Origin of the sequence: Gymnodinialimonas sp. 57CJ19 (genome assembly GCF_038396845.1) — a bacterium.
GTDB lineage: Bacteria > Pseudomonadota > Alphaproteobacteria > Rhodobacterales > Rhodobacteraceae > Gymnodinialimonas.
Genome location: NZ_CP151587.1, coordinates 3120618 through 3144300 on the forward strand (window position 1 = coordinate 3120618; position 23683 = coordinate 3144300).

Consider the following 23683-nt stretch of genomic DNA (forward strand, 5'->3'; position numbering starts at 1 on the left):
CACGTTCTCGCACATGCGAAAAATGCACCTGATCTTGTTGACCTTTGCCGCTGCCGCGTTTCTGGCCGGCTGCGGGCGTCCGTTAACGGATACCGAGGCTGCCTATATGGCTGAATTGCAGGGTGACACCTTAGATCCAAGCGCCGTGCGGATCACCCAAAACCCCTTTGTCGGCCTCATCACCCAGACCTACGCCACACGCCCGCCCACCACCTGCCGAGAGAGGATCGTGCCGCCACCGCAGACGCCCACAATCTCGGCGCGAACCGGGGGGATCGTCTTCTTCAACACGCTATACCTGCGCGAAGATCTGGTCATCGACGACTACACGGAATTCCCCGATGGCACCCGCAGCCTTGTGGCGGCGATGTTCTTTGCCCATGAGATGACCCACATCTGGCAATGGCAAAACCGAGAGCTGACCGGATACCACCCGTTCCGCGCTTTTGCAGAACACGCAACTATCGACGATCCTTACCTTTTTTCCAATGACGACCCTCGGCCGTTCTTGTCTTATGGGTACGAACAGCAGGCCTCGTTGGTAGAGGAATACGTCTGTTGCCGTGCCACCGACCCGCAGGGCGCGCGGACAGCAAGATTAGAGGCTCTGATCGGCCAAGTAATGCCTGTCACGCCCTTGCAAGACCGTGCCGACAGCACCCCCATTTTTCTGCCGTGGGAAGATGCGCCCATTCGCGGTATCTGTTCCTAATCAAAGGCTTACCCTATGCCCACCCAGGCCCTTATCATGTTCGCCGCCGGGATCGGCATCCCGGTTCTAGCCGCATTGAACGCGCGGTTGGGGGCCAACATCGGCTCTCCCGCGGCGGCGGCGACGATACTTTTCATCGTCGCGTTCATCACCGCAACCGTCACCATGATTTTGACTGGGCCAGAGGCCCTGCGTGCCATTCCGGCACAGCCAAAACACTTGTTTCTGGCGGGCATTCTCGTGGCCTTTTACGTGCTGAGCATCACCTATGTGGCGCCCGCATTCGGCGTCGGGAACGCGGTGTTTTTCGTTATCGTGGGACAGTTGGTCAGCTCAGCCGCGATCGACCATTTCGGGCTGTTCGGCGCGCAGGTGCATGCGGTGACTGGCCTGCGATTGACCGGGATATCCGTCATGGCCCTTGGGGTCGCGATCACGCAATTGGGCGCGGCCCGTTAACCAATTCCGCTAACCGGCCTTCTCTTCCAGCGTTAACCATTCAAGCTCTGCCTCTTCCAGCAATGCCTGACGTTCCGCCAGCGCGTCGGAGGCCTTCTGCGCCTTCACGGCTTGGGTCGTGTAGATCTGCGGATCGGACAACAGCTCGGACAATTTCGCGATCTCGGCCTCTAGCCGTGCGATGACGGAAGGCAGTTCTTCCAGACGGTGTTTTTCTGTGAAGGATAGGGAAGATTTCGCGGCCTTCTCAACGGGTTGCTCCGCTTTCTTCGCAGCCTTGGCACGGGCTTTCTCGGAATCCGGGCGCGGTTTGTCGCCGCGTTGGGCCAACATATCCGTCCAACCGCCGGCGTAGACAACCGCCTTGCCCGCGCCTTCCAGCGCGATGGTAGCCGTCGCCACACGGTCCAGAAAGTCCCGATCATGGGAGACCAGAAGCACCGTACCGGGGTAGTCGCCCAGAAGATCTTGCAGAAGATCCAGCGTCTCGACATCGAGATCGTTGGTCGGTTCATCGAGAACCAGAAGGTTGCTTTCCTTGGCCATGATCCGCGCCAGCAACAGTCGCGCTTTTTCACCGCCCGACAAGGAGCGGACGGGGGCGCGGGCCTGGGCCTCATCAAAGAGGAAATCCTTAAGATAACCCACCACATGGCGCGGCGCACCGCGCACCAGAACTTGGTCCGAGCTGCCAGAGACACCCAGTGTCGGGTCGTTGGTGAGGCTTTCCCAAAGGGTCGCGTTTGGGTCCAGGGCCGAGCGGGTTTGATCGAACACCGCCATCTCGATCCCGGTGCCAAGGATGACTTCCCCGGTGTCGGGCGGCAGCTCTCCGACCAGCATTTTCAGCAGCGTCGTCTTACCTGCGCCGTTCGGGCCAACAAAGGCCACCCGGTCACCGCGCAACACCCGCAGATCAAACGGTTGCAAAATCACCTTGTCGCCGTAAGTCTTTGATATACCACGCGCTTCAATCACCCGCTTGCCCGAGGCATTGCCCGCTTCCAGCTGCATCGCCGCGGTGCCCTGACGTCGGATCATTGAAGACCGCTCAGCCCGCAAATCCCCCAACGCCCGCACCCGACCCTGGTTGCGTTTGCGCCGCGCCGAGATGCCCTCAACCGCCCAACGGGCCTCGGCCTTGATCTTCCGATCCAGCTTATGGCGCTGCATGTCCTCTTCGGCCCAAACGGTATCGCGCCACTCTTCAAAGCCGTCAAAACTGCCATCGCGCCGGCGCACGACGCCGCGATCCAGCCATAGGGTGCCACGGGCCAAAGCCTTAAGAAATGCCCGGTCGTGAGAGATCAGGATGAAGCCCGCCTTGGTGGATTTCAGCTCTCCCTCCAGCCATTCAATCGCGTCGATATCCAGATGGTTGGTCGGCTCGTCCAGCAGCATCAATTCGGGCGCTTCCGCCAGCAGGCGCGCCAAAGCGGCGCGGCGGCGTTCCCCGCCCGAGGCCGCGTCAACGCGGGCCTCCAGGTTCAGCTTCAGGCCTTCTGCGGCGGCTTCCACGCGCCACGCTTCCGACGGGCCAAGGGTCGCGAGGGCGAATTCGCCGAGGGTCTCGAACCCCTCAAAATCGGGTTCCTGCTCCAGATAGCCTACCGTCGTGCCATCGGGCAAAACCCGGCTGCCGGCGTCGGCCTCTACCAGCCCTGCCATCACCTTCATCAGGGTCGATTTGCCCGAGCCGTTGCGCCCCACAAGTGCCATGCGGTCGCCCGCCTGAACCACAAGGTCCAACGAGGAAAATACGGGATCGCCGCCGAAAGTCAGGGCGATGTCGGAAAGCTGTAAGAGAGGAGGTCTGGCCATGAACGCGGCGTACGGCACGAAGGCCGGACAATCAAGCGCCGCGCGCAGGAAACGGGCAAGCGCCGCCCGCAGGAAATGGGCAAGCGCCCCGCGCAGGAAACGGGCAAGCGCCGCCCGCAGGAAATGGGCAAGCGCCCCGCGCAGGAAACGGGCAAGCGCCGCCCGCAGGAAACGAGAAACGGGCGCACCCTGATGGCACGCCCGTTCATCGGATCAATAGAAAACGAAGGTCTACTCCGTCGCTTCTTCTTCCTCGGGCTCGGGCGCCACGGGATCGTAATCCAGCACACGCACAGCGGTCATGCGGTCAGGCTCGCCGGTGACGGCGCCGTTACGGCCCCTGCCCCGACGGATCATGTCCACGATGTCCATGCCCTCAACCACTTGGCCGAAAACGGTATATTGCCCGTTCAGGTGAGGCGAGGCCTCGAACACGATGAAGAACTGGCTGTTGGCCGAGTTCGGGCGCTGCGACCGCGCCATGCCCAGGGTGCCGCGCTCAAACGGCAGGTCCGAGAATTCGGCAGGCAGGTCGTCGTAGGAGGACCCGCCGCGCCCGGCGTAGCGCATGTCTTGGCCAAGGTTGCCGAATTCGACATCCCCGGTTTGCGCCATGAAGCCGTCGATCACGCGGTGGAACACGACATCGTTGTAGGCGCCTTCTTCGGCCAATGTGGTGATCCGCTCGACATGCAAAGGGGCGACATCTTCGAACAGGTCGATGATGATCGTGCCCTCGGCTTCCCCTGTCACGTCAATCTCGATGCCCGTCGCCCCAATCGGGGACGCGGCGAGGAGCGCAGCGAGGAGCAGCCCCCCCGCCCGAGCAAAGCGAGGGGTCTTAGACATCTGCCGCCACCTTGACCGAGATCATCTCGTCAGGGTTCGCGGGCGGCTCGCCCTTGGTGATCGCGTCGACATGCTCCATGCCGTCAATCACGCGGCCGTAGACCGTGTACTGACCATTCAGGAAGTCGTTGTCCTTGAAGTTGATGAAGAACTGGCTGTTGGCCGAGTTCGGGTTGGACGACCGCGCCGCGCCAAGGGTGCCACGGGAATGGGGCAGCTTGGAGAATTCGGCAGGAAGGTCCGGCTTGTCGGAACCGCCAGTGCCAGCAGCCCGCAGGTTGCCGCCTTTCTTGCCGTGCTGCACGTCGCCGGTCTGGGCCATGAAGCCGTCAATCACACGGTGGAAGACAACGCCGTCATAGGCACCCTCACGGGCCAGTTCCTTCATCCGGTTGGAATGCTCTGGCGCCACGTCGGGCAGCAGTTCGATGGCAACGGTGCCGTCTTTCAACTCGATCAGGATCGTGTTTTCGGGATCTTTGATATCGGCCACTTTGGCTCTCCTCTAGGTATATTGTCCCCACTCTCAGAGCGGGTATTTCTCGCGTAGCGCCGCGTTGACGGCGGGTGTGACGAATGACGACACATCGCCGCCCAAGCGAGCGATTTCCTTCACCAGCTTCGAGGCAATTGCCTGATGCTCGGCCTCGGCCATCAAAAAGACGGTCGTGACGCTGGCGTCGAGTTTCCGGTTCATGCCAACCATCTGGTATTCGTATTCGAAATCCGCAACCGCACGCAGGCCGCGAATGATGAATTCTGCCCCCACGTCGCGGGCACAGTCGATCAGGAGGTTCTCGAAAGGATGGGCCACAATTTCGGTGCCGAAAGCCTCGGTCATCTTGGCGCATTCGGCCTCGACCATGGCGACGCGCTCTTCAAGGGAGAATAACGGCCCCTTGTCACGGTTGATCGCCACGCCGATCACCAGCTTATCGACCAATTTGCAGGCCCGCTTGATGATATCGACGTGGCCCATTGTGATGGGGTCAAATGTCCCCGGATAAAGCCCAGTGCGCATGGCTGTCCCCCTGTTTCTAGGGCAGGACGCAAACACGATTGCTGCATGGGTTGCAACCAAAACGCGGGCAAAACCGGGACAAAACGGCAGCGGAACGGCGGATTTGTGGGGCTAGAAGCCCTTGATCATGCCTTCCAGCGCCTCTTTTTCCATGGAAAGTTCGGACAACTGCGCCTTGACCACATCGCCGATGGAGATCAGGCCGATCATGGCCGCGCCGTCCATGACGGGCATGTGGCGGAACCGGCCTTGGGTCATCTTTCCCAGCACCGATTGCACCGTCTCATCCCGGGTGGCCGAGACGATGTCCGCCGTCATCAGCGATGTCACCGGGTCTGCAAGGCACCCCGGCCCGCTTGCGCCGATGGCCCGCACGATATCGCGTTCCGACAAGATGCCCTGCACATCTGTGCCGTCATTTGACACGATCAAGGCACCGATCCGGCGGGCTGAAAGCACCTTTGCCGCCTCTCCCACACTGGCGGTGGGCGTGATTGTCACGACGCCCTCTCCTGCCTTGTCCCCGTCCTTGTCTTTCAGGATCTGTTGCACGAGCATTTTGGCGCCTCCTTCACAAAATAGCGAGGTCCAGCGTCGTCGCTAAACTGCCGACCTGTCAAGACTTTCGGCCAAGCCGCGGGCCATTCATCTACGCGGGCGGACGTGCGGCCTCGGCCTCGAGGCGGGCAATCTCGTCGCGGATACCGTCGCGCAGAAGGGCCGTGATCCGGTCAAGGCGCGCGTCTTTGGGCCCGGCGTGGGTGGTCAGCCAGAACGTCCGAATGAGGCTGACGTCATCGGGCAAGACCCGCACCAATTCCGGCGCTGTGGGCAAGGCGAAGTCATGAACCACCGCCAGCCCGCCACCCGCACGGGCCATTTGCAGTTGCACCGAAACCGAGGTGGACGCCAAGGCCACCCGCCCCACCCCAAGGGAGGACAGGTAATCCAGTTCCGCATCGAAAATCATGTCGGGAATGTAGCCAATGACCCGCATCCCCTTGATATCGCCCAGAGAAGCAGGAGTGCCATTCTCCGCCAACCACCCGCGAGAGGCCGCAAGCGACAGCTTGTAGTCGCAGAGCCGCTCCGCCTCCAGGCGATCGGTTTTGGGGCGGCTGACAGTGATCGCCAGATCTGCCTCGCGCCGTGACAGGTTCACGATACGCGGCAGGGCCAGGACTTGCAGATCGAGATCGGGATGGTGATCGGCGATCCGTGCACAGACCTGCGGCAGAAGGTAGGTGGCGCAACCGTCCGGGGCGCCGATGCGGATGGTGCCAGAAAGCTGTTCGGCACTGCCCGTCAACGCGCCGATGCCCCGTGAAAGGGCGGCTTCGGCCTCTTCCGCATGGGACAAAAGGCGCAGGCCCGCCTCGGTCAGGCGATAGCCCTGGGGGGATTTCAGAAACAGCGCGGTGCCCGCCGATTGCTCCAGCCGGGCAACCCGCCGCGCAATGGTGGCAGGGTCCATCCGCAGGCTGCCCCGCGCCGCCGTCAGGCTTTCTGCCCGCGCCGTGGCCAGGAATACGCGAAGATCGTCCCAATTCATCTTATACGCCTATTTTTGCAAAATGATCCTGCGAAGCTGTCTCTTTTCCCGGCACAAATGCAAGCGTATAAGACCCGCAACACGAAACCTTTTGGGAGAAGACAGATGCAACAGATTGGTCACTGGATTAACGGCAAACACGTCGCGGGCACCTCCGGCCGCACACAGGACGTGTGGAACCCGGCCACGGGCGAAGTTCAGGCCAAGGTGGCACTGGCCTCCAAGGCGGAACTGGACGCGGCTGTGGCAGACGCTGCCGAGGCGCAGGTCAAATGGGCCGCCACCAACCCCCAACGCCGCGCCCGAGTGATGATGGCTTTCGTCAGCCTGCTGCACCGGGACATGGACAAGCTGGCCGAGGCACTGTCGCGCGAACACGGCAAGACCATCCCCGACGCCAAAGGCGACGTTCAGCGCGGTCTTGAGGTTGTGGAATTCTGCATCGGCGCACCTCACCACCTGAAGGGCGAATACACCGACGGCGCGGGCCCCGGCATTGACATGTACTCCATGCGTCAGCCCGTGGGCGTGGCCGCCGGCATCACGCCGTTCAACTTCCCCGCGATGATCCCATTGTGGAAGATGGCCCCTGCCCTTGCGTGCGGCAACGCGTTCATCCTGAAGCCGTCCGAGCGTGATCCATCGGTGCCAATGATGCTGGCCGAGCTGATGCAGGAAGCCGGTCTGCCCGATGGCGTTTTGCAGGTCATCAACGGCGATAAGGAAAGCGTGGACGCGATCTTGGATAACGAGACCATCGCGGCTGTGGGTTTTGTCGGCTCTACCCCGATTGCGGAATATATCTACGGTCGTGGCTGTTCCAACGGCAAGCGCGTGCAGTGCTTTGGCGGAGCCAAGAACCACATGATCATCATGCCTGACGCCGATTTGGACCAGGCCGCCGACGCGCTGGTGGGTGCCGGTTACGGCGCGGCGGGTGAACGCTGCATGGCGATCTCGGTTGCTGTGCCCGTGGGCGAGGAAACCGCGGATCGTTTGATCGAAAAGCTGGTGCCGAAGATCGAGGCGCTGAAAGTCGGCCCCTACACCAGCGGCAATGACGTGGATTACGGCCCCGTCGTGACGCCAATGGCAAAGGAAAACATCCTGCGGCTGGTGCAAACCGGCGTGGATCAAGGGGCAGAGCTGGTCGTGGACGGCCGTGACTTTAGCCTCCAGGGCTATGAGGACGGCTTCTTTGTCGGCCCGCACCTGTTTGACCGCGTGACACCCGACATGGATATCTACAAGCAAGAGATCTTTGGCCCGGTTCTGGCCACGGTTCGCGCCGGTTCGTACGAGGAAGCGCTGAAGCTGGCGATGGATAACGAATACGGCAACGGCACCGCGATCTTTACCCGCGACGGCGACGCGGCGCGCGATTTTGCCTCGCGGATCAACGTGGGCATGGTCGGCATCAACGTGCCAATCCCGGTTCCACTGGCCTACCACACCTTCGGCGGCTGGAAGAAATCGGCCTTCGGCGACCTGAACCAGCACGGCTCCGATGCATTCCGTTTCTACACGAAGACGAAGACAGTCACCGCGCGTTGGCCCTCGGGCATCAAGGAGGGCGGCGAGTTCACCATTCCTGTCATGGAATAAGGGATCGGATCATCGTTTGAAAATTGTGAGGGGCCCCCGGGGGGCCCCTCTTTTTATTTGTTTAAGAGGAAGGGGCGCTGCCCCTTTTGCGCATCGAGGATGCGCATACCCCGGGATATTTCAAGAACGAGGAATTGGGGGGGGGGGGCGGCGACGTTCGGGGCGTGAGGCAAAAAAGAACCCCTCGGAGGGAGGTCCGAGGGGCAAGTCCAACAGGGAGGTCGTGGGCAATGGGGTTAGCGGCGGGTGGTACCGAGGCCACCGGCGGAGGCGAAACCCTCGCTCATCGGGGCAGAGATGCCGTCGATCTGGGCCGTCAGGTTTGTGGCAGGTGCCGCGGGAGAGGCGTTCGCGGCGGCGCCAAAGACGAAGGAGGCAAGGACAGCGACGGTGAGGATTGAGCGGATGAGCATGGCAGTGTCTCCTTTAATGCGTTGTCCTGGTTGTATCTGAGGCGGGGTGGCGGCGGTATTGCGGGAAACCTTACCGGGCGGGGTGTCGGATGCAGGAAAGCCTTACCCTGCAAGAAAAAGCCCCCCGGCCGCTGGAGCCGAGGGGCGCGTGCGCGGATCAGACAGCGCGCACGGTCACTTCGAGGCCGAAGGCCATGCCCGCGGGGGCGGAATGGGGCCGCACCAGGGCCTGGACCAGGCTGGCGGAGGAGCCTCGGAGGGTGGAGCCCGCTGAGAGGGCCGCCATGATCATCGCGGCGACACCGGCGCCTTGGTATTGGTCGCCGCCGATCACGGCGGAGGCGTCGGCCTCGAGCCCGCCGTCGACACGGAAGCGGCCATGGGCACCCGCGGCTGAGACTCCATCCAGCATCCATTCAGTGCGGTGGGTGTCGGAGCCGTTGTAGCCATTGAACACCACGCCGAAGCGATCGCCGGAGGCGGCGCCCATCACCCGGGACACGGCGGCGGGGCCGAATTGGGCATTGATGTTGGGGCCGGATGTAAAGGCCATGTTGACCAAGCCATTGCCGCCCGCGCCGAAGCCCGGAATGTCCACGGTGCCCGAGGCAGAGAGGCCTGCGGCCTCGATCAGGGTGGAGCCCGTGGAGCCTGCGAAGGCGGGAAGGCTGGAGAGGGTCATCAGCGAAGGGGCGGCAAGAAGGGAAGCGGTAAGGAAAGAGCGACGGTTCATGATATGGGGTCCTTAAATGTGGTTCGTTTGAATGCGCCCCGGAAATGCAGGGCTGGTGTGGGTGTTCTGCCCGATGTGTCCTAAGCAGGCGACTGCGGAAAACCGGACCGACGGAAAACGGATGGTGATCCGTGAGGCCGAGGATTCGACGGGGCGCAGTGGCAGGGATGGGCCGATGCGCAGGCGACATCGCCGCGCGCTGGCAATCATCGTGGCGCGAAATTTTTTGGAGAGCCATCATAAGCCGCGCCGTCGACCTTGTGGTTGCCCTGATCGCCGCGACTTTGGGGCTGATCTTATTGCTCCTGGCGAAACGCCAGGTGTGAGGTTGCAATATTCGTGTAACACTCGTTAATTAAACGGGCGTTCAATTCGGATCTTGGGAGGGATGACATGGAATTTGCACTGAGCGAAGAGGCGCAGGCCATCTACGATATGGCCCGCGCGTTCGGAGAGGCAGAGATCGCCCCCCACGCCCATGCGTGGGAACGCGCAGAGGAAATTCCGAAAGCTATTTGGCCAAAGCTGGCTGAACTGGGATTTGCCGGGCTTTACGTCAGTGAAGAGAACGGCGGCTCGGGCCTGTCGCGGCTGGAGGCGACGCTGGTGTTTGAGGCGCTGTCGGAATCTTGCGCCTCGGTCGCGGCGTTTTTGTCGATCCACAATATGTGCGCCAAGATGATCGAGAAATTCGGCTCGGACGAGGTCAAGGCGAAGTTCCTGCCCAAGGCGCTGACCATGGAAACGGTGCTGTCATATTGTCTGACGGAGCCCGGATCAGGCTCGGACGCGGCGGCGTTGAAGACCCGCGCGGAGCGCACCAACGATGGCTATAGGCTGAACGGCACCAAGGCGTTCATTTCCGGGGGCGGATATTCCGACGCCTATGTCGTGATGTGCCGCACGGGAGAAGACGGGCCGCGCGGGATTTCGGCGGTGATTATCGAGGATGGCACCGAGGGGCTGTCGTTTGGCGGCTTGGAAGACAAGATGGGCTGGCGGTCGCAACCCACGAGGGCCGTGCAGATGGACGATTGCGTCGTGCCGGCAGGCAACCTGTTGGGCGACGAGGGCAAGGGGTTTCGCTATGCGATGGCGGGGCTCGATGGGGGGCGGTTGAATATTGCGGCGTGCTCCCTGGGCGGCGCCGCGGCGGCGCTGCGGGCGACGTTGACCTATATGGGTGAGCGCAAGGCATTCGGGCAGAGCATCGACCAGTTCCAGGCGCTCCAGTTTCGGTTGGCGGATATGGAGATTGAGTTGGAGGCGGCAAGGGTCTTTCTGCGGCAGGCGGCGTGGAAGTTGGACAATGGGGCGCCCGACGCGACAAAAGCCTGTGCGATGGCGAAGAAGTTTTGCACGGAGGCTGGATCGCGAATTGCAGATCAATGTCTGCAATTGCACGGGGGCTACGGGTATTTGGCCGATTACGGGATCGAGAAGATCGTACGAGACCTGAGGGTTCACCAGATCCTTGAGGGCACTAACGAGATCATGCGGATGATTGTCTCGCGGCAGATGTTGGCGGATCGCGGGTGAGGTTGCGTTATTTGGCAGCTGTGGGATTCGATATTTGTGAAAAGGTGAAGCAGGGGGAAGCGCCCGATGAGTGAGGACATTGACATCCGCATTGAGGGACGCGCCGGGCGGATCACCCTGACGCGGCCCGAGGCGTTGAACGCGTTGAGTTACCAGATGTGTCTGGACATTGAGGCGGCGCTGGATGCCTGGGCCATGGACGATGCCGTGTCGTTGGTAATGATCGACGCCGAAGGAGAGCGGGCCTTTTGCGCGGGCGGCGATATCCAGGAGATGTACGAGACGGGCATGGCCGGGGATTTTGCCTATGGGCGCAAGTTTTGGGCCGATGAATACCGGATGAACGCCAAGATGTTTGCGTTTCCCAAGCCGGTGGTCACCTTCCTGCATGGGTTCACGATGGGCGGTGGCGTGGGGATTGGTTGCCACGGGTCGCACCGGATTGTGGGAGAGAGTTCGTTGATTGCGATGCCGGAAGTGGGGATCGGGTTGGTTCCCGACGTGGGCGGGACGTTGTTGCTGTCGCGCGCGCCGGGACGGCTGGGGGAATACCTTGGGCTGACGGCCTCACGCATGGGTCCGGGGGATGCGATCCACGCGGAGTTTGCCGATTTTTTCGTGCCGGAGGCTGGCTGGGACGCGTTGAAGGCGGAGCTACTGGGGGGAGCCTGGGAGGCCGTGGACCGGGCCGCGCAGACCCCACCCGAGAGCGCGCTGGCCGCGCAGCAGGCCGAGATCGATCATTTATTCGGGGGCGAAGGGTTGAGAGATGTCTTGGTAGACATCGCCCATGCGCCGTCGGAATTTGGGGACAAGGCGTTGCAAGTGATGGGGCGGAACTCTCCTCTTGCGATGGCATGCACCATTGAATTGGTGCACCGCGCAAGGATGCACGACAATATCGTGAGGGCGTTGCAAAATGAGTATCGCTTCACGGCGCGCGCCATGGAGCACGGGGATTTTCTGGAAGGTATTCGAGCGGCGATCATCGACAAGGATAGATCGCCGACATGGAAACATAGCGCCGCAAAGGATGTGGCTCTGGTCGAGGTGGCAGCCATGTTGCAGCCCCTTGGGCCAGATGAATGGAGGATGACGTGATGCGGATCGGGTTTATCGGGCTTGGGAATATGGGCGCGCCCATGGCGGCTAATCTGGCCAAGGCCGGCCATGAGGTCGTGGGGTTCGACACCATCGCCGATGCGCCCGAGGGTGTCACCCGCGTGGCCAGTGGCGCGGAGGCGGCCAAGGGCGCCGATGTCGTCATCACCATGCTGCCCAATGGCGCCATCCTGCGCGCGGTTGCCGCCGAGGTGATCGGGCAGATGCGCCCCGGCGCCGTGTTCGTCGATTGCTCCACCGTGGAAGTGGACGCGGCGCGAGAAGTTGCCATTTCCGCCGAGGCGGCGGGCCTTGGGTGGCTGGACGCCCCGGTGTCGGGCGGCATTGGCGGTGCGGCGGGCGGCACGTTGACCTTCATGGTCGGTGGCGGAGAGGACGCCTTTGCAACGGTCACGCCGCTGTTTGAGATCATGGGCCAGAAGGCCGTGTTGTGTGGGCCTGCGGGCAACGGACAGGCGGCAAAGATCTGTAACAACATGATATTGGGCGTCACCATGATCGCCACCTGCGAGGCCTTCGCCATGGCCGACAAGTTGGGGCTGGCGCGACAATCCATGTTTGACGTGGTGTCGACCTCCAGCGGATATAGCTGGACGATGAACGCCTACTGCCCTGCCCCCGGCGTCGGCCCCTCGAGCCCGGCCGACAACGATTATCAGCCCGGTTTCGCGGCCGAATTGATGCTGAAGGATCTGGGTCTTGCCCAAGCCGCCGCAGAGGCCGCTGATGCGGACACCCCTATGGGGGCCGCCGCCTTGGCGCTTTACCAGAAGTTCGTCGAGGATGAGGACGGCAAGGGCCGGGACTTTTCGGCCATGTTGCCCCGGTTTGAGGGGCGTGGCCGCAACGGCTAGGCCCGCGCTTCGTGACGCCTGCCAACAGCGAAGGCCCGAAGGTGTTCTCCCTCGGGCCTTTTTCTATCACAACGCCGATGGTGCGAGGCGCTTAGCCGTTCCAGGTCTCTAGCTCGATCGTGGCGGCACAGGCGGCGCCGTTGTAGGTGCCGACCCAGATATCGAGCCGCCCGTTCAGGGCCGCCGAGGACGGAAGGTTCAACAACGGTTGGAGATTGCCTCCGCTGTCATCGTCAAAGACCCATTGCGCGGTCGGTGTATTCACCAGCAAGGTGGTGTCGCACTGGGCATCCACCTCGACCTCCAAACGGCCATAGGTCTCCATCCCGGATAGGCCGATGGACAGATGCGGCACCGCATTGGCAAAGCCCACGCCGCCCACGTTACAGCCGCTGATATCGGTGGAGCCGCCGGCCTGAAGCGTCAGGGAGTGCGGGCTATAAAGCTGATCGCCGGTCATCGAGTAGGTCTGGCCCATTTGCTCGAACGTCGGACAAGCGTTGGCGGTTTGCAGCACAGATACGGGCACCGGCTGCGGCGCTTGCTCGGGCACCGGTTGCGGTGCAGGCGCAGGTTGCGGCGTAGGAACCGGAACAGGAACGGGTTGAGGTGTCGCCTGCGCCGCCCCGTTCGCACAATTGGGGCTTTCCAAAATCAAGTTGGCCCCTTCGGTGCGCGCCGCGCCTGCTGCAATCAGCGCCCCGACGGGCCATTGGGTTTCAGGAGCATCGGCAAAGCCATTGGAGAGCACGAAATTCTGTGTATCCTCTTGCGACAGCACGCAACCATAGGCTTCCAGCGCCGAGACAAATCAAGCAGATCGGGCGGGGTCAACATCTTGGCGAAGACGGGCGCGGCGAAGAAAGCAATGCCAGCAAAGGTGAGAAAACAACGCGACATAGGAAAATTTTCAAATTTTTTGGTAGAATAGTCAGTGCAATAGAGAAGGCGTGCAAAACCCGCACAGCGATCTATGGCCCTCAGTATCCCGTCTATCGCGGCAAAAATCTCTGCCATAGCTCTCATAGGTAAAGCCGCCCACATGGCGCGACATCACCTTCCCAAGCATCAGTCTAGGATCATTGGCTGGGGGCGCTTAAGGCCGTTTGGAAGTATTCAAGTTCATTCAAGAAATTCTCGACCCTATCGGCATCCAGTCTGGCTTCGATGTCCATGTGGATTTGGGTGACCGGGGGCGTCAACTTGACAATTAAGGCCTCTCCTTCTGGTGACAACTCAATCACCGTACGCCGCCCGTCGGCTTTGTCTTTCTCTAGGGAAAGAAATTCGCGTTCAGCCAGATTTCTTAGAATACGCGTCAAGGACGGTGGCGAGATGCAGGCCTGTTGTGCGAGTTGCGAGGCGTCGGCGTGGCCGATTTCCTGCAACACCCGCAACACCCGCCATTGCGCTTCGCTAATGCCATAGGCGCTTAGAACGGGGCGCAGGCGGTCCATGACCGCCTCCCGAACCCGCAACAGAGCGATGGGAAGCGTGCGCTGCGTACGGGCGAGCGTTTCGGCCATCTTTCTTTCGCGCTCTACGTTCGACATGCCCATGCTTTGGCCTCGCTATTGTTTTCGCTGCTGGCCAAGCTCGGCGCCTCGGCGCGTTGCCGTAGCATTCTGCGGCGTTTTTTCCAAGTGAACGGCCCAACCATTGCGCGTCACACAACCTGACACCGCAAAGACACCTAGGCTGCGGCCTTCGTTAATCCACCCATGCTGTCAATCGGCGCTCTGTCAGACTTACGGTCTGGTTGATCGTGACAGCCAAGCACATGATGAACAGGGAAATTGCCCAGACAGAGACAAAGTCAAACTGGTTACCAAACCGGGCCGCTTGGCCGCCGATCCCAACGAGAGAGATGAAAATCTCACCGTTGACCATGCCTTTGACGGCACGACCGACGCCCATGCGAATGCCTGCCACGATAAGCGGGAAAGCAGCGGGCAACACGATGCGCCATAGGGCAGAGGTCCGGCTGGCCCCGTAGGAGGCTGCCATTTCCAGCAAGGGTTGATCAACATTTCGGATTGCGGCGGCCGTGTTGATGATAATGATGAAGACGGCATAGATCACCACGACGCTGACGCGCGTGGCATAGGACAGGCCGAAAATCGCGAAGAGAATTGGGGCGAATATCAAGCCCGGCGTGAAAAGTAAGGCATTCACATAGACGTCAAGCGCCGTGTTTATCCAGGTGAATAACCCCATTAACAAGCCGACCGTCAATCCGATCACCAGCGCGATGGAGAAACCGATCGCCAGCGACCCCAAGCTGCCCAGAAGATGCGGGGTGATCTCGCCTGAGAACACCATCCAAAAGAGCCTGACGACCACAGAGGAAAACGGCGGCAACCAGCGTAAATCAATCAATTGCCCCGCGATTTCCCAGATCAAAGCGATCCCGAAAAGCCCGCCCCAGTTGGTGAAGAGATATGTCGTACCATCGCGGAACGGTGTCGGGGCCGCTGTTGCGTCGGGCATATTTGGCGAAGCACTGCTCATGCCATGCTCATTTCATGCATTTGTTTCAGACGGTTCCAAAGGTATTCCTTGAGCTCCGTGAACTCTGGCAAGCGCTCTACTTCTTCCGGGTCACGGGGACGGGTGAAGCTCACGTCGATCACCTCTTCAATGCGACCGGGACGGTTGGACATCAGCACAACCTTGTCGCCCAACAGGATCGCCTCTTCCATATCATGGGTAACGAAAACGACAGTGCGCTGATCTTGCTGCCAAATGCGTAGCAGCTCTTCCTGCATGTATCGCCGTGTTTGATGGTCCAAAGCGCCAAAGGGTTCATCCATCAGCATGATCGGTGTCGAGATCACCAGCGCGCGGGCAAGGCCGACCCGTTGCTGCATGCCACCCGATAGCTCTTTTGGGTATTTGTTTTCAAATCCCTTCAGGCCGACCAATTCGATCCCGGCCATGGCCTTTTCCATTCGTCCCGCCTTCTCAACGCCGCGCATTTCCAATCCGAATGCCACGTTCTGCAAGACAGTGGCCCAAGGCATCAGGGCAAAGCTTTGGAATACGATCGCACAATCTTGGTTGGGGCCGGACACCGCACGCCCATTGACGGTGATTTTCCCCTGAGATGGTGTCACCAGCCCGCCAATCGCGCGCATTAGAGTGGTCTTGCCGCAGCCCGATGGGCCAAGAAGGGTCACGAATTCATTCTTCTCGACCTCCAAGTTCACCTCTGACAAAGCCAAGGTCTGTTCCCGCCCCGGCGCGCCATAACGGTGCGTCACAGATGCTACGTTGATCATTCCCATGTCGTCACTTCCACCTAATCAAATGGCGTTCGAGCGCCTGCATTAAAATTGCCAAGGCCACAGCTTCGATGACCACAAGGATCGTTGTCGCGTAGAGCAGCGCCGCCTCGAAATCTCCTCGGTAGTCGAGCAGGAGCGCCCCAATACCGACTGGCAGCATGATCAATTCGACAATCACCATCCCGGCAAAGGCCCGCCCCAATCCGATGCGTAGCCCCGCGAAAACCGCTGGAATGGCACCGGGGATCAAGATGCGGAACCAGACCTGGCGTTCACTCGCCCCCAAACTGCGCGCCATCTCGACCAGTGACTTATCGACCATGCGGGCACCCGCCCGGACGTTGGTGGTGATGAACACCCACGAAAACAGGACGATAATCACGACCTTGGGCGCGAGCCCAAAGCCGAGGGCAACCAGAACGATAGGTATCAGCGGCGAAATCGGAAGTGCCAAGGCGAGCGCTGTGATGGGGCTAAGCGCCCGATCCACGGTCTTCCATCGGGCCATCATCAGCCCCAAGGGGACGGATATGGCTATGGCAATCGCGTATCCCATTATGAGGGGGATATTGCTCACCCACAGGGCCGGCCAAATCTCTCCTGTAAGAAACATCGTCTCGTACAGGGCGGCGAGGGTTTCCGTGAATGTCGGGATCAGGATCGAGTCCGCCGCCTTTGCCGAAACTTCCCACAAAAGCGCAAAGACGATGAAAGCAACCACTCGGCTGACAATCGTCCCCCCCAAGCCAAGCCTGCCGCGCAACTCCAGAACCGAAACTTGGCGTGGGGTTGAAGCCTGAGCTTCAACCCCAGTCGGTGCAGATATCACCACGAGGTTCTCCTAGTTCGACGAGAACGAGAAGTCCGCAACGTCGGCAGCAGATAGCGCTCCGGCGTCGATCCGGTCAGCATTCTCGTAGAAGGTAAGCGTATCGGTCACCTGTACCTCGCTAAAGGACATGTCGGTGGGGAACAGGTTGGCCTCTGCAAGCGCACCGAAAACCATTTCCATGCTCTCTTGGGTGGCACCGGCAAGGTGCGGCAGCGCGAGAGCGGCGTATGCCGCAGGGTCCTCGTAGGCGGCTGCGTACTGGTCTTGCAGTGTGGCAAGGTAGCCTTCCAACTGCGGGCGGTTCTCTTCAAGGGTGCTGGCAGTAACCACAATAGTTGAGGTCAGCAGCGTCGCTTGCGCCTCGGACAACATCGCCAGCACACGCACCCGTTCATCGTTGCCGCCGGTGACGGCCAGCCAGTCTTCCAAACGAACAATCGTGCCCGCAATCTGACCTTCCAAAAGCGCCGCCGCTCGGTTGGACGAGCCTGAAATTACAACGAAATTGGGTGTCGCATCGGGACATGTGTCTTCGAGGTACTTGCGCAAATGCGCTGTGCTGGTGGATCCCGCGGAATGATAGGCAACCAATTCACCGTCCAGGTCCTCGCACGTGGCGATATCCGCCCCAGCCACCACCATCAGGTCAATCGAGTTGTTTGGCGCGATCATCCGCAAATCGGCCCCCGCAGCGTTCGCCGCAAAGACAGTGGCCGGCCCCATCAGCGCCACTTGGATATCGCCGTTCAGAAGCGCTTGCGTCTGAATATCGGGAGAATCGAACTCAATCGTGCTCGTTTCCATTCCGTCTGCGGCAAAGCTCTCCATCGCCAGAATTGTTGGAACATCAGTCGGCCCTGCCCCACCGGGCAAACCAAGAGCAAACTGCCCGGCACTTTGAGCATAGACGCCGGAAGCGCCCACGCTGAGCGTGACGAACGCCCCGAAAGTGATGTTGCGGATATTCCTTTTCATAGTGTTCTCCTCCCAAATCTGGCCATGGCCGAACCGATCGGCCCTCCCGGCCCACCATTTAATTTAACATGTTAATCTTCATTTAATTAACCTGTCAACTATCGTCGCGCGCAGCCAGTACGATTTCAGATCATACTTAATATTCAAGCACTTATAAGAAACACTTCGATCGCCGCCCCCCATACGAGAGGTCGAAATCCGTAAGGCACTTACATCCGCCCTTCCCTCCCCCAATAGGATTCTACGCGCGGCGCAAGTTCGACCGATACGGTTCTTAATGGGAGGTTGCTGAACGCTCGTCACCGGTCACACCATCGCGCAATGAGCCAGAATCTAGTCAATCCATTGCGGCTTTTGATTTGTCGCAAAACGACCCCATGACCGTGCACGAGGCTTGACGGTTTGAACTTTCCGCACCGCTGCTACCTCGCGCAAACAGCTAAAATTATCCGCGCGGCGGTAGACGTAACAGGGAGGGACCGAATTCCCGCAATCCAAGCCCTGTGACCATTCCGTTTCGCCCACTGTCGCGTCAGCTTACCCATGCGTTGCATGGCATCGCTCTGAAACATCCGGAAGCATCCTATCTTGCGTCTACGCGATGCCTCCCCGAAAAACGGCGACCCTTTCACGGGTTGCGGCTGGACGGCTTCGTTCAACGCTGCATTGGAAGACCCAATTTAGGGCCGCGATATCGGATGCGGCTGACCATGTTCGGATTGGAAAGTGGTGCCCCCACACGGACCCACACTCACCACTCAATGCATTGATTAAAAGTAGTTAATCTCACACCACAATAGGCAATACCCCCAATCATACCCCCAAATGCTAATTTGAAGGCGTGTAGAGGTGCCTCTGAAATCCTACAAACGCGCCGATAACGGCGTCCATACCACCCAGCTCAGCGCCACACTCTTTCAAAGTGCCGTACCTGATCCTTGCGAAATCAGACAACTTTGAGCGGTCCAAGTCTCCGACACCATGCACCACGTAGCTATCCAAGATATAGTCTAGGAAGGCCGCAATCTTCGGGTCGAACTGATCCTCGACCCGCCGACGGCCTACCTCAGCACGATGCTCTCTCGTTCTCATGTTTCGATCATATGCAATGTGTGACAGCACGTCGAAGACATCGCAGTCTTCGGCACTCATTGCCTTTTGAACTTCGGCAAGGATCGTGGCGTCATAGCTTCGCTCGGCCAAACGTTCGAGCAATGCCTTGCGGGTGTCGGGATCACTCCACTGGGCAAGTAGATCATCCTCGTCTTTAAACAGCTCAGGCAACTCGCCAAACATACGCTCGATAAACTGTCGTGAACTTATCGGCTTGCCGTCTGGCCCCCAAAAAGTCGTCGCGGCGATATTGACGATATGATCATCCGCTAGCTTGATCTGCACCATTTCAGGCTTGGGTGTCGTCGGGTCTTCACCTCCCGACGGTGTCAAAGGCTCTGGCCCATTTGGGTCTCCCCCGGGCATAGGGCCGTTGGGCTCGCTGGGCGGGGCGACGATGATGCTAGCTGGGTCGCCATCCCACTGCGGGTCGTCGAACTTTTCGTGGGCCTTTACGAAGTCATAAACCGTGAAATACCACTTACCCTCAAACGTCCGCGTGCCCCGCCCAATGATCTGCTTGAACTCGATCATTGAATTCACGGGCCGCATGAGAACGATATTGCGCACGTTCTTGGCGTCCACCCCTGTTGAAAGCTTTTGCGAGGTAGTCAGGATCGTCGGAATGGTGCGGCTGTTTTGCTGGAACAACTCCAGAAACGCTTCGCCCCCTGCCCCGTCGTTTGCCGTCACACGGACGCAGTAATTGGCGTCTGGGGATTGCACCTCTTGATTGATCAGGTCGCGGATTAACGCGGCGTGGTTCTGGGTCGCACAGAAAACGATTGTTTTCTCTTTGAGGTTTATCTCGCTCAGGAACGTGCGCACGCGGTGCAACTCTCGCTCTCTGATCTCGATCTTATTGTTGAAATCCGCCTCGCTGAACTCCTCACCCTCTTCGACCTCCCCCGCCAGAACCTCATCCGCGCCATCAAACTGATACACGTCGCGGTCTGATCCGAATTGGCGTACTCGGAACGGGGTCAAATAACCGTCCTCGATCCCCTCGCGCAGAGAATAGGTGTAAACGGGGTCGCCGAAATAGGCGTAGGTGTCGGCGTTGTCTGTCCGCTTAGGCGTGGCCGTCAGCCCCAACTGCACGGCAGGTTCGAAATGGTTCAGGATTTCCCGCCAAGAGCTTTCGGCATTCGCGCCGCCACGGTGACATTCATCGACAATCACAAAGTCGAAGAAATCGCGGTCGTAATGTTCATACCCCAGCTTGCCGCCCTGATCCGTCGTCAACGTCTGGAAGATCGTAAAGAAGATCGATGCGTTTTGGGGCATCCCGCCGCGCTTGCTGATCTCGTCGGGGCTGACACGCACCCGCGCGCCATCTTCGAATGCGCCGAATGAATTATACGCCTGCGACGCCAGAATATTGCGATCCGCCAGAAACAGGATGCGCGGGCGGCGGCTCGGTTTGCCGCTCAGGTTCCATTTGGAATGAAACAGCTTCCAGCACAGTTGAAACGCGATGCCAGTTTTGCCCGTCCCTGTGGCGAGGGTCAGCAGGATACGATCCTCCCCCCGCGCGACGGCCTCTAATGCCGCTTGGATGGCGTTGTGCTGGTAATAGCGCGGCTGCCATTTGCCGCCGCCCGTTTCAAACGGCACATCGCCGAAACGATTGCGCCATTCAAGATCTTCGGCAAACGTGCGCGCCCAAAGGTCGTCGGGGGTGGGCGGGCCGCTGATATCGCGCTCGGCCCCTGTTTTGGTGTCGATCTCGTACCATGTGCGCCCGTTGCTGGCGTAGGTGAAGCGCGTGCGCAGGCGGCGGGCGTATTCCTTGGCCTGTGCTACCCCTTCGGCGGTGTTGATCCCTGCGCGTTTGGCCTCGAGCGTGGCGAGCTTTTGGTCGCGGTAGGTCAGCACGTAATCACAAGACATCGGGTTTTCACGCTTGCCGCCCACGGCAATCCGCCCCGGTGCGATGTCTTCGCGGCTGATCAGGGAGTTTAGAACCACGTCCCAGCCCATATCGCGCAGGCGCGGATCAATACGCCGCGCGCGGGTGTCGGCCTCGCTTTCTGTGGCGATCAGATCGGGGTGAAGGGACGCATAATCAACCATTTGGCGAGTTTATGGGGTGGCAGAGCGGATGCAAGCCATGATTGCGCGGGTCATGTCAGCTCCCCCGCGAAGGCTTTTTGCAGGAGCGATTGGCGCAGGTCGTCTAGGTCGGCGAGTTTGGTGGTGTAGTGGGCTTGGAGTTCCCCAACGCCACTTTGAAGTTGATCCAATGCATCCGTTAGACTCTTTTGCGATTCGATTGACGGGACCTGTATCTCAAATTTCTTCAAGTTCGCAGCCGATAAGTTTGGCTGTGCAGCACCGTTCGCAAAGCGCTTGATCATATCTGCGCAAACTCCGGATGCGAAATAAGCACAGAGGAACGCCGATGAGACCTTTTCTTTAGGTCGGACAATAACAATCGACGAGGCAATCGCTCCATCATCATCGACATCCACTAAACCAAATTTTCCTAGCGACCCACGCAAGCAGAACAACACGTCGCCTCTCCGAACCTTTCCATTGCCAAGCCGATCAAAATGCTCCTTCGGAATGTAGTTCATCTTCGCCCAATCAACTCGCCCATCGTCGAGATGCCCCGCGTTAATAAAGGGGACGCCCCTTGGAACGAATGCTTTTCGACCAGGATAGTTTTCGCCTCTGTCACCATTCTCAAAGTTGCAAACTTCACCAAGCATTTTCGGTTCCGCATCAGAACACTTCGTCAGCAACTCCTGACTTTGACGCTCAAACAACTCCCGCGCGTTTTGGAGGTTGGTTTGGATATGGGTGCGGGCGCGGTCCAAGCCCTCAAACGCCGCATCCAAAACCGCAACAATCCGCTTTTGCTCTTCGAGGGGAGGGAGTGGCGCGACTACCTTCGAAACCAAGTCGATATTTAAATTGCGAACAGTCGACCCAGCGGCCAAGGCGTTGAATTGATCGAAGACCACCCGTGAACCTAGCGCATAGTAGAGGTACCCTTGATCCACACGGGAATAATCTGGCTCTAAGACGAGCCATCCATCGTGTATGCAACCGTCAGTTCGAAGGATATACGGTCTGCCGAAACTCATCGAGTTTGAAAGCAAAAAAGACCCAGCTGTTACGAAACGTGAACGAGGTATGCCCTCCTTGATTATCTTCTGCTCAGTCTTATCAATATATCGACCTCCAACTTGGGTATCGCCGATCTTAATCCAATTGATGCCGTCCGGATCATCAGTGATGAACTTCTTGATCGGACGCGGTGATCCCCCTCGTGCAATCTTACAAATTTCATCAAGCCGAACGTTTTCCCAGCCCGCCTTCACAGCATCCCCCGAATACTCTGCAGAATCTCGGCCGTCTCTGCGTCCCGCGCCAGCATATCCGCGATGATCTCTTCCGGCTCCCGCAGTGGCGCTTCCTCTGGCGTGTTGGGGTTTTTGACTGACAGATCACAGGTGTCCTCGTCCAGATCATCGACGTTCACGATCCAAGCCTTGTCGCCTAAGCTGCGGGTCGCCTGCATGGCCACGAACTCTTCCAGGTCCTTGTCGTTCAGCGGGTTGGTCTTACCCATGTTGCGCCCGGGGTCGAGCTGGTAATACCAGATGTCCTTTGTCGGCTTGCCCCTCTCAAAGAACAGCACCACGGTTTTGACCCCTGCCCCAAGGAACGTGCCACCGGGGCAATCAAGGATCGTGTGCAGCGCGTTGTCCGCCAGCAGTTGACGGCGCAGCGCAATGGATGCGCCATCGGTGTTGCTCAGGAAGGTGTTCTTGATCACAATCGCCGCACGCCCGCCGCCTTTGAGGCTTTCCATGAAATGCTGCATGAACAGATAGGCGCTTTCCGATGATTTCACCGGAAAGTTCAGCTGCAGTTGCTTGTTCTTGTTGGTGCCAAAGGGCGGGTTGGCAAGGATGATGTCGTAACGGTCTTTTTCCTCGATATCCGCGACCCGTTCAGCCAGCGTATCGGTGCGCAGGTAGTTGGGGGTCTCGACCCCGTGGAGGATCATGTTCATCAGCCCGATGACATAGGCCAGCGGCGCCTGTTCTTTACCATAAAACGTGCGCCGTTGCAGTAGTTGGCGCTGGTCCGGCGTGGTTGCCTTGCCCTTGAGGTATTCAAACGCCTCGCACAGGAAGCCCGCAGACCCAGCGGCCCCGTCGTAGATGGTTTCGCCCAATTGCGGCTGCACCACTTGGATCATGGCGCGGATCAGCGGGCGCGGCGTGTAGTATTGCCCGCCATTGCGCCCCGCGTTGCCCATGTTTTTGATGCGCGTTTCATAAAGGTCGGAGAGTTCGGATTTCTGATCCTGGGTGCCGAAGTTCAGCTCGTCGATCTTGTCGAGCGCGTCGCGCAGCATGTAGCCATTGCCGAACTTGTTGCGCACCTCACCGAAGATCTGCCCGATCTTGGATTGGATCGAGTTGGGGTCAGTGGCGGATGAAAAGCCGCGCAGGTAGGCCATCAGGTCGTTGTTGACGAAATCCACAAGGTCTTGGCCGATCCGCATGTTGTCGAGGTCAGGTTTGCCGTCCGGCGTTTTAGGCGTGGCCCAAGCGGACCAGCGGTATTGCGGCTCAAACAGGGGCACGAAGGGCGTGTTGTCCATCAGGGCTTCGGCTTCGCGTTCCTCTTCAAGGTCGTCGAGGTATTTAAGAAAGAGCATCCACGATGATTGCTCGGCGTAGTCCAGTTCGGAATTGCAGCCCGGCTCTTGGAACATGATATCGTCGAGGGTTTTGAAGGTTTGCTCAAACATGGATGCTCTTTCGTTTTTTAGC

At 59.6% G+C, this 23683-nt stretch carries 23 protein-coding genes; 6 read left to right on the forward strand and 17 right to left on the reverse strand.

Annotation, left to right across the window (positions count from 1 at the left end; translation table 11 throughout):
* Nucleotides 1-13: 13 nt before the first annotated feature.
* Both AADW23_RS15190 and AADW23_RS15195 read left to right on the forward strand, forming a co-directional pair.
* Nucleotides 14-712, forward strand: coding sequence for a hypothetical protein (locus AADW23_RS15190; RefSeq protein WP_341861784.1), 699 nt, complete (start codon nt 14-16; stop codon nt 710-712).
* A gap of 15 nt (nt 713-727) precedes the next feature.
* Nucleotides 728-1171 (forward strand): DMT family transporter, encoded by a 444-nt coding sequence (locus tag AADW23_RS15195; RefSeq protein WP_341861785.1) that lies wholly within the window; start codon nt 728-730, stop codon nt 1169-1171.
* Between the two features lie 9 nt (nt 1172-1180).
* Here AADW23_RS15195 and AADW23_RS15200 read toward each other — a convergent pair whose 3' ends face one another.
* From AADW23_RS15200 to AADW23_RS15225, 6 genes are all read right to left on the reverse strand, one after another.
* On the reverse strand, nt 1181-2992 hold the full coding sequence (locus tag AADW23_RS15200) for an ATP-binding cassette domain-containing protein (protein ID WP_341861786.1): 1812 nt from the start codon (nt 2990-2992) through the stop codon (nt 1181-1183).
* Nucleotides 2993-3223: 231 nt separating this feature from the next.
* Nucleotides 3224-3841, reverse strand: coding sequence for a peptidylprolyl isomerase (locus AADW23_RS15205; protein ID WP_341861787.1), 618 nt, complete (start codon nt 3839-3841; stop codon nt 3224-3226).
* Nucleotides 3834-4334, reverse strand: a complete 501-nt coding sequence (locus tag AADW23_RS15210) for a peptidylprolyl isomerase (RefSeq protein WP_341861788.1) — start codon at nt 4332-4334, stop codon at nt 3834-3836. The genes AADW23_RS15205 and AADW23_RS15210 overlap by 8 nt, the downstream gene beginning before the upstream one ends.
* Before the next feature lie 33 nt (nt 4335-4367).
* Entirely contained in the window at nt 4368-4862 is a 495-nt protein-coding gene (gene coaD, locus AADW23_RS15215) for a pantetheine-phosphate adenylyltransferase (protein WP_341861789.1), read from the reverse strand.
* Nucleotides 4863-4973: 111 nt separating this feature from the next.
* Nucleotides 4974-5420, reverse strand: a complete 447-nt coding sequence (locus AADW23_RS15220; RefSeq protein ID WP_341861790.1) for a CBS domain-containing protein — start codon at nt 5418-5420, stop codon at nt 4974-4976.
* A 91-nt stretch (nt 5421-5511) separates the two neighbouring features.
* Complete coding sequence (locus tag AADW23_RS15225) at nt 5512-6414, reverse strand: LysR family transcriptional regulator (RefSeq protein ID WP_341861791.1); 903 nt, start codon at nt 6412-6414, stop codon at nt 5512-5514.
* A gap of 105 nt (nt 6415-6519) precedes the next feature.
* Between AADW23_RS15225 and AADW23_RS15230 the strand changes: the two genes are divergently transcribed.
* Nucleotides 6520-8019, forward strand: coding sequence for a CoA-acylating methylmalonate-semialdehyde dehydrogenase (locus AADW23_RS15230; protein ID WP_341861792.1), 1500 nt, complete (start codon nt 6520-6522; stop codon nt 8017-8019).
* A gap of 236 nt (nt 8020-8255) precedes the next feature.
* Here AADW23_RS15230 and AADW23_RS15235 read toward each other — a convergent pair whose 3' ends face one another.
* Together AADW23_RS15235 and AADW23_RS15240 are read right to left on the reverse strand one after the other, a co-directional pair.
* Complete coding sequence (locus tag AADW23_RS15235) at nt 8256-8432, reverse strand: hypothetical protein (protein WP_341861793.1); 177 nt, start codon at nt 8430-8432, stop codon at nt 8256-8258.
* A 157-nt stretch (nt 8433-8589) separates the two neighbouring features.
* The gene (locus AADW23_RS15240) at nt 8590-9165 is read right to left on the reverse strand and encodes a hypothetical protein (protein WP_341861794.1); all 576 of its coding nucleotides are present in this window, start codon (nt 9163-9165) and stop codon (nt 8590-8592) included.
* A gap of 393 nt (nt 9166-9558) precedes the next feature.
* Between AADW23_RS15240 and AADW23_RS15245 the strand changes: the two genes are divergently transcribed.
* The 3 genes from AADW23_RS15245 (at nt 9559) to mmsB (ending at nt 12680) form a co-directional block, all read left to right on the forward strand.
* Nucleotides 9559-10704 (forward strand): acyl-CoA dehydrogenase family protein, encoded by a 1146-nt coding sequence (locus AADW23_RS15245; RefSeq protein WP_341861795.1) that lies wholly within the window; start codon nt 9559-9561, stop codon nt 10702-10704.
* Between the two features lie 66 nt (nt 10705-10770).
* Entirely contained in the window at nt 10771-11805 is a 1035-nt protein-coding gene (locus AADW23_RS15250; RefSeq protein ID WP_341861796.1) for an enoyl-CoA hydratase/isomerase family protein, read from the forward strand.
* On the forward strand, nt 11805-12680 hold the full coding sequence (gene mmsB, locus AADW23_RS15255; RefSeq protein ID WP_341864342.1) for a 3-hydroxyisobutyrate dehydrogenase: 876 nt from the start codon (nt 11805-11807) through the stop codon (nt 12678-12680). The genes AADW23_RS15250 and mmsB overlap by 1 nt, the downstream gene beginning before the upstream one ends.
* A 91-nt stretch (nt 12681-12771) precedes the next feature.
* Here mmsB and AADW23_RS15260 read toward each other — a convergent pair whose 3' ends face one another.
* From AADW23_RS15260 to AADW23_RS15300, 9 genes are all read right to left on the reverse strand, one after another.
* On the reverse strand, nt 12772-13461 hold the full coding sequence (locus AADW23_RS15260; protein WP_341861797.1) for a hypothetical protein: 690 nt from the start codon (nt 13459-13461) through the stop codon (nt 12772-12774).
* 298 nt (nt 13462-13759) lie between these two features.
* Nucleotides 13760-14239: a homoprotocatechuate degradation operon regulator HpaR gene (gene hpaR, locus AADW23_RS15265; protein ID WP_341861798.1), complete on the reverse strand. Its 480-nt coding sequence runs from the start codon at nt 14237-14239 to the stop codon at nt 13760-13762.
* Nucleotides 14240-14390: 151 nt separating this feature from the next.
* On the reverse strand, nt 14391-15191 hold the full coding sequence (locus AADW23_RS15270; protein ID WP_341861799.1) for an ABC transporter permease subunit: 801 nt from the start codon (nt 15189-15191) through the stop codon (nt 14391-14393).
* Nucleotides 15188-15961: an ABC transporter ATP-binding protein gene (locus AADW23_RS15275; RefSeq protein WP_341861800.1), complete on the reverse strand. Its 774-nt coding sequence runs from the start codon at nt 15959-15961 to the stop codon at nt 15188-15190. The genes AADW23_RS15270 and AADW23_RS15275 overlap by 4 nt, the downstream gene beginning before the upstream one ends.
* A 10-nt stretch (nt 15962-15971) precedes the next feature.
* On the reverse strand, nt 15972-16799 hold the full coding sequence (locus AADW23_RS15280; protein WP_341861801.1) for an ABC transporter permease subunit: 828 nt from the start codon (nt 16797-16799) through the stop codon (nt 15972-15974).
* A 9-nt stretch (nt 16800-16808) separates the two neighbouring features.
* Nucleotides 16809-17774 (reverse strand): ABC transporter substrate-binding protein, encoded by a 966-nt coding sequence (locus AADW23_RS15285; RefSeq protein WP_341861802.1) that lies wholly within the window; start codon nt 17772-17774, stop codon nt 16809-16811.
* An 828-nt stretch (nt 17775-18602) separates the two neighbouring features.
* On the reverse strand, nt 18603-20963 hold the full coding sequence (locus AADW23_RS15290) for an EcoAI/FtnUII family type I restriction enzme subunit R (protein WP_341861803.1): 2361 nt from the start codon (nt 20961-20963) through the stop codon (nt 18603-18605).
* Between the two features lie 50 nt (nt 20964-21013).
* Nucleotides 21014-22216: a restriction endonuclease subunit S gene (locus AADW23_RS15295; RefSeq protein ID WP_341861804.1), complete on the reverse strand. Its 1203-nt coding sequence runs from the start codon at nt 22214-22216 to the stop codon at nt 21014-21016.
* Entirely contained in the window at nt 22213-23661 is a 1449-nt protein-coding gene (locus AADW23_RS15300) for an N-6 DNA methylase (RefSeq protein ID WP_341861805.1), read from the reverse strand. Before AADW23_RS15300 ends, AADW23_RS15295 begins: the two co-directional genes overlap by 4 nt.
* Nucleotides 23662-23683: the final 22 nt, after the last annotated feature.

Excerpts from the sequence above, each read along its gene's own strand:
- coaD (WP_341861789.1), bottom strand. The coding sequence starts at position 4,862 with ATGCGCACTGGGCTTTATCCGGGGACATTTGACCCCATCACAATGGGC.
- AADW23_RS15225 (WP_341861791.1), bottom strand. The coding sequence starts at position 6,414 with ATGAATTGGGACGATCTTCGCGTATTCCTGGCCACGGCGCGGGCAGAA.
- AADW23_RS15250 (WP_341861796.1), top strand. The coding sequence starts at position 10,771 with ATGAGTGAGGACATTGACATCCGCATTGAGGGACGCGCCGGGCGGATC.
- AADW23_RS15240 (WP_341861794.1), bottom strand. The coding sequence starts at position 9,165 with ATGAACCGTCGCTCTTTCCTTACCGCTTCCCTTCTTGCCGCCCCTTCG.
- AADW23_RS15275 (WP_341861800.1), bottom strand. The coding sequence starts at position 15,961 with ATGATCAACGTAGCATCTGTGACGCACCGTTATGGCGCGCCGGGGCGG.
- AADW23_RS15245 (WP_341861795.1), top strand. The coding sequence starts at position 9,559 with ATGGAATTTGCACTGAGCGAAGAGGCGCAGGCCATCTACGATATGGCC.
- AADW23_RS15195 (WP_341861785.1), top strand. The coding sequence starts at position 728 with ATGCCCACCCAGGCCCTTATCATGTTCGCCGCCGGGATCGGCATCCCG.
- AADW23_RS15270 (WP_341861799.1), bottom strand. The coding sequence starts at position 15,191 with ATGAGCAGTGCTTCGCCAAATATGCCCGACGCAACAGCGGCCCCGACA.
- AADW23_RS15235 (WP_341861793.1), bottom strand. The coding sequence starts at position 8,432 with ATGCTCATCCGCTCAATCCTCACCGTCGCTGTCCTTGCCTCCTTCGTC.
- AADW23_RS15300 (WP_341861805.1), bottom strand. The coding sequence starts at position 23,661 with ATGTTTGAGCAAACCTTCAAAACCCTCGACGATATCATGTTCCAAGAG.
- hpaR (WP_341861798.1), bottom strand. The coding sequence starts at position 14,239 with ATGGGCATGTCGAACGTAGAGCGCGAAAGAAAGATGGCCGAAACGCTC.
- AADW23_RS15230 (WP_341861792.1), top strand. The coding sequence starts at position 6,520 with ATGCAACAGATTGGTCACTGGATTAACGGCAAACACGTCGCGGGCACC.
- AADW23_RS15285 (WP_341861802.1), bottom strand. The coding sequence starts at position 17,774 with ATGAAAAGGAATATCCGCAACATCACTTTCGGGGCGTTCGTCACGCTC.
- AADW23_RS15205 (WP_341861787.1), bottom strand. The coding sequence starts at position 3,841 with ATGTCTAAGACCCCTCGCTTTGCTCGGGCGGGGGGGCTGCTCCTCGCT.
- mmsB (WP_341864342.1), top strand. The coding sequence starts at position 11,805 with ATGCGGATCGGGTTTATCGGGCTTGGGAATATGGGCGCGCCCATGGCG.
- AADW23_RS15190 (WP_341861784.1), top strand. The coding sequence starts at position 14 with ATGCGAAAAATGCACCTGATCTTGTTGACCTTTGCCGCTGCCGCGTTT.
- AADW23_RS15290 (WP_341861803.1), bottom strand. The coding sequence starts at position 20,963 with ATGGTTGATTATGCGTCCCTTCACCCCGATCTGATCGCCACAGAAAGC.
- AADW23_RS15220 (WP_341861790.1), bottom strand. The coding sequence starts at position 5,420 with ATGCTCGTGCAACAGATCCTGAAAGACAAGGACGGGGACAAGGCAGGA.
- AADW23_RS15200 (WP_341861786.1), bottom strand. The coding sequence starts at position 2,992 with ATGGCCAGACCTCCTCTCTTACAGCTTTCCGACATCGCCCTGACTTTC.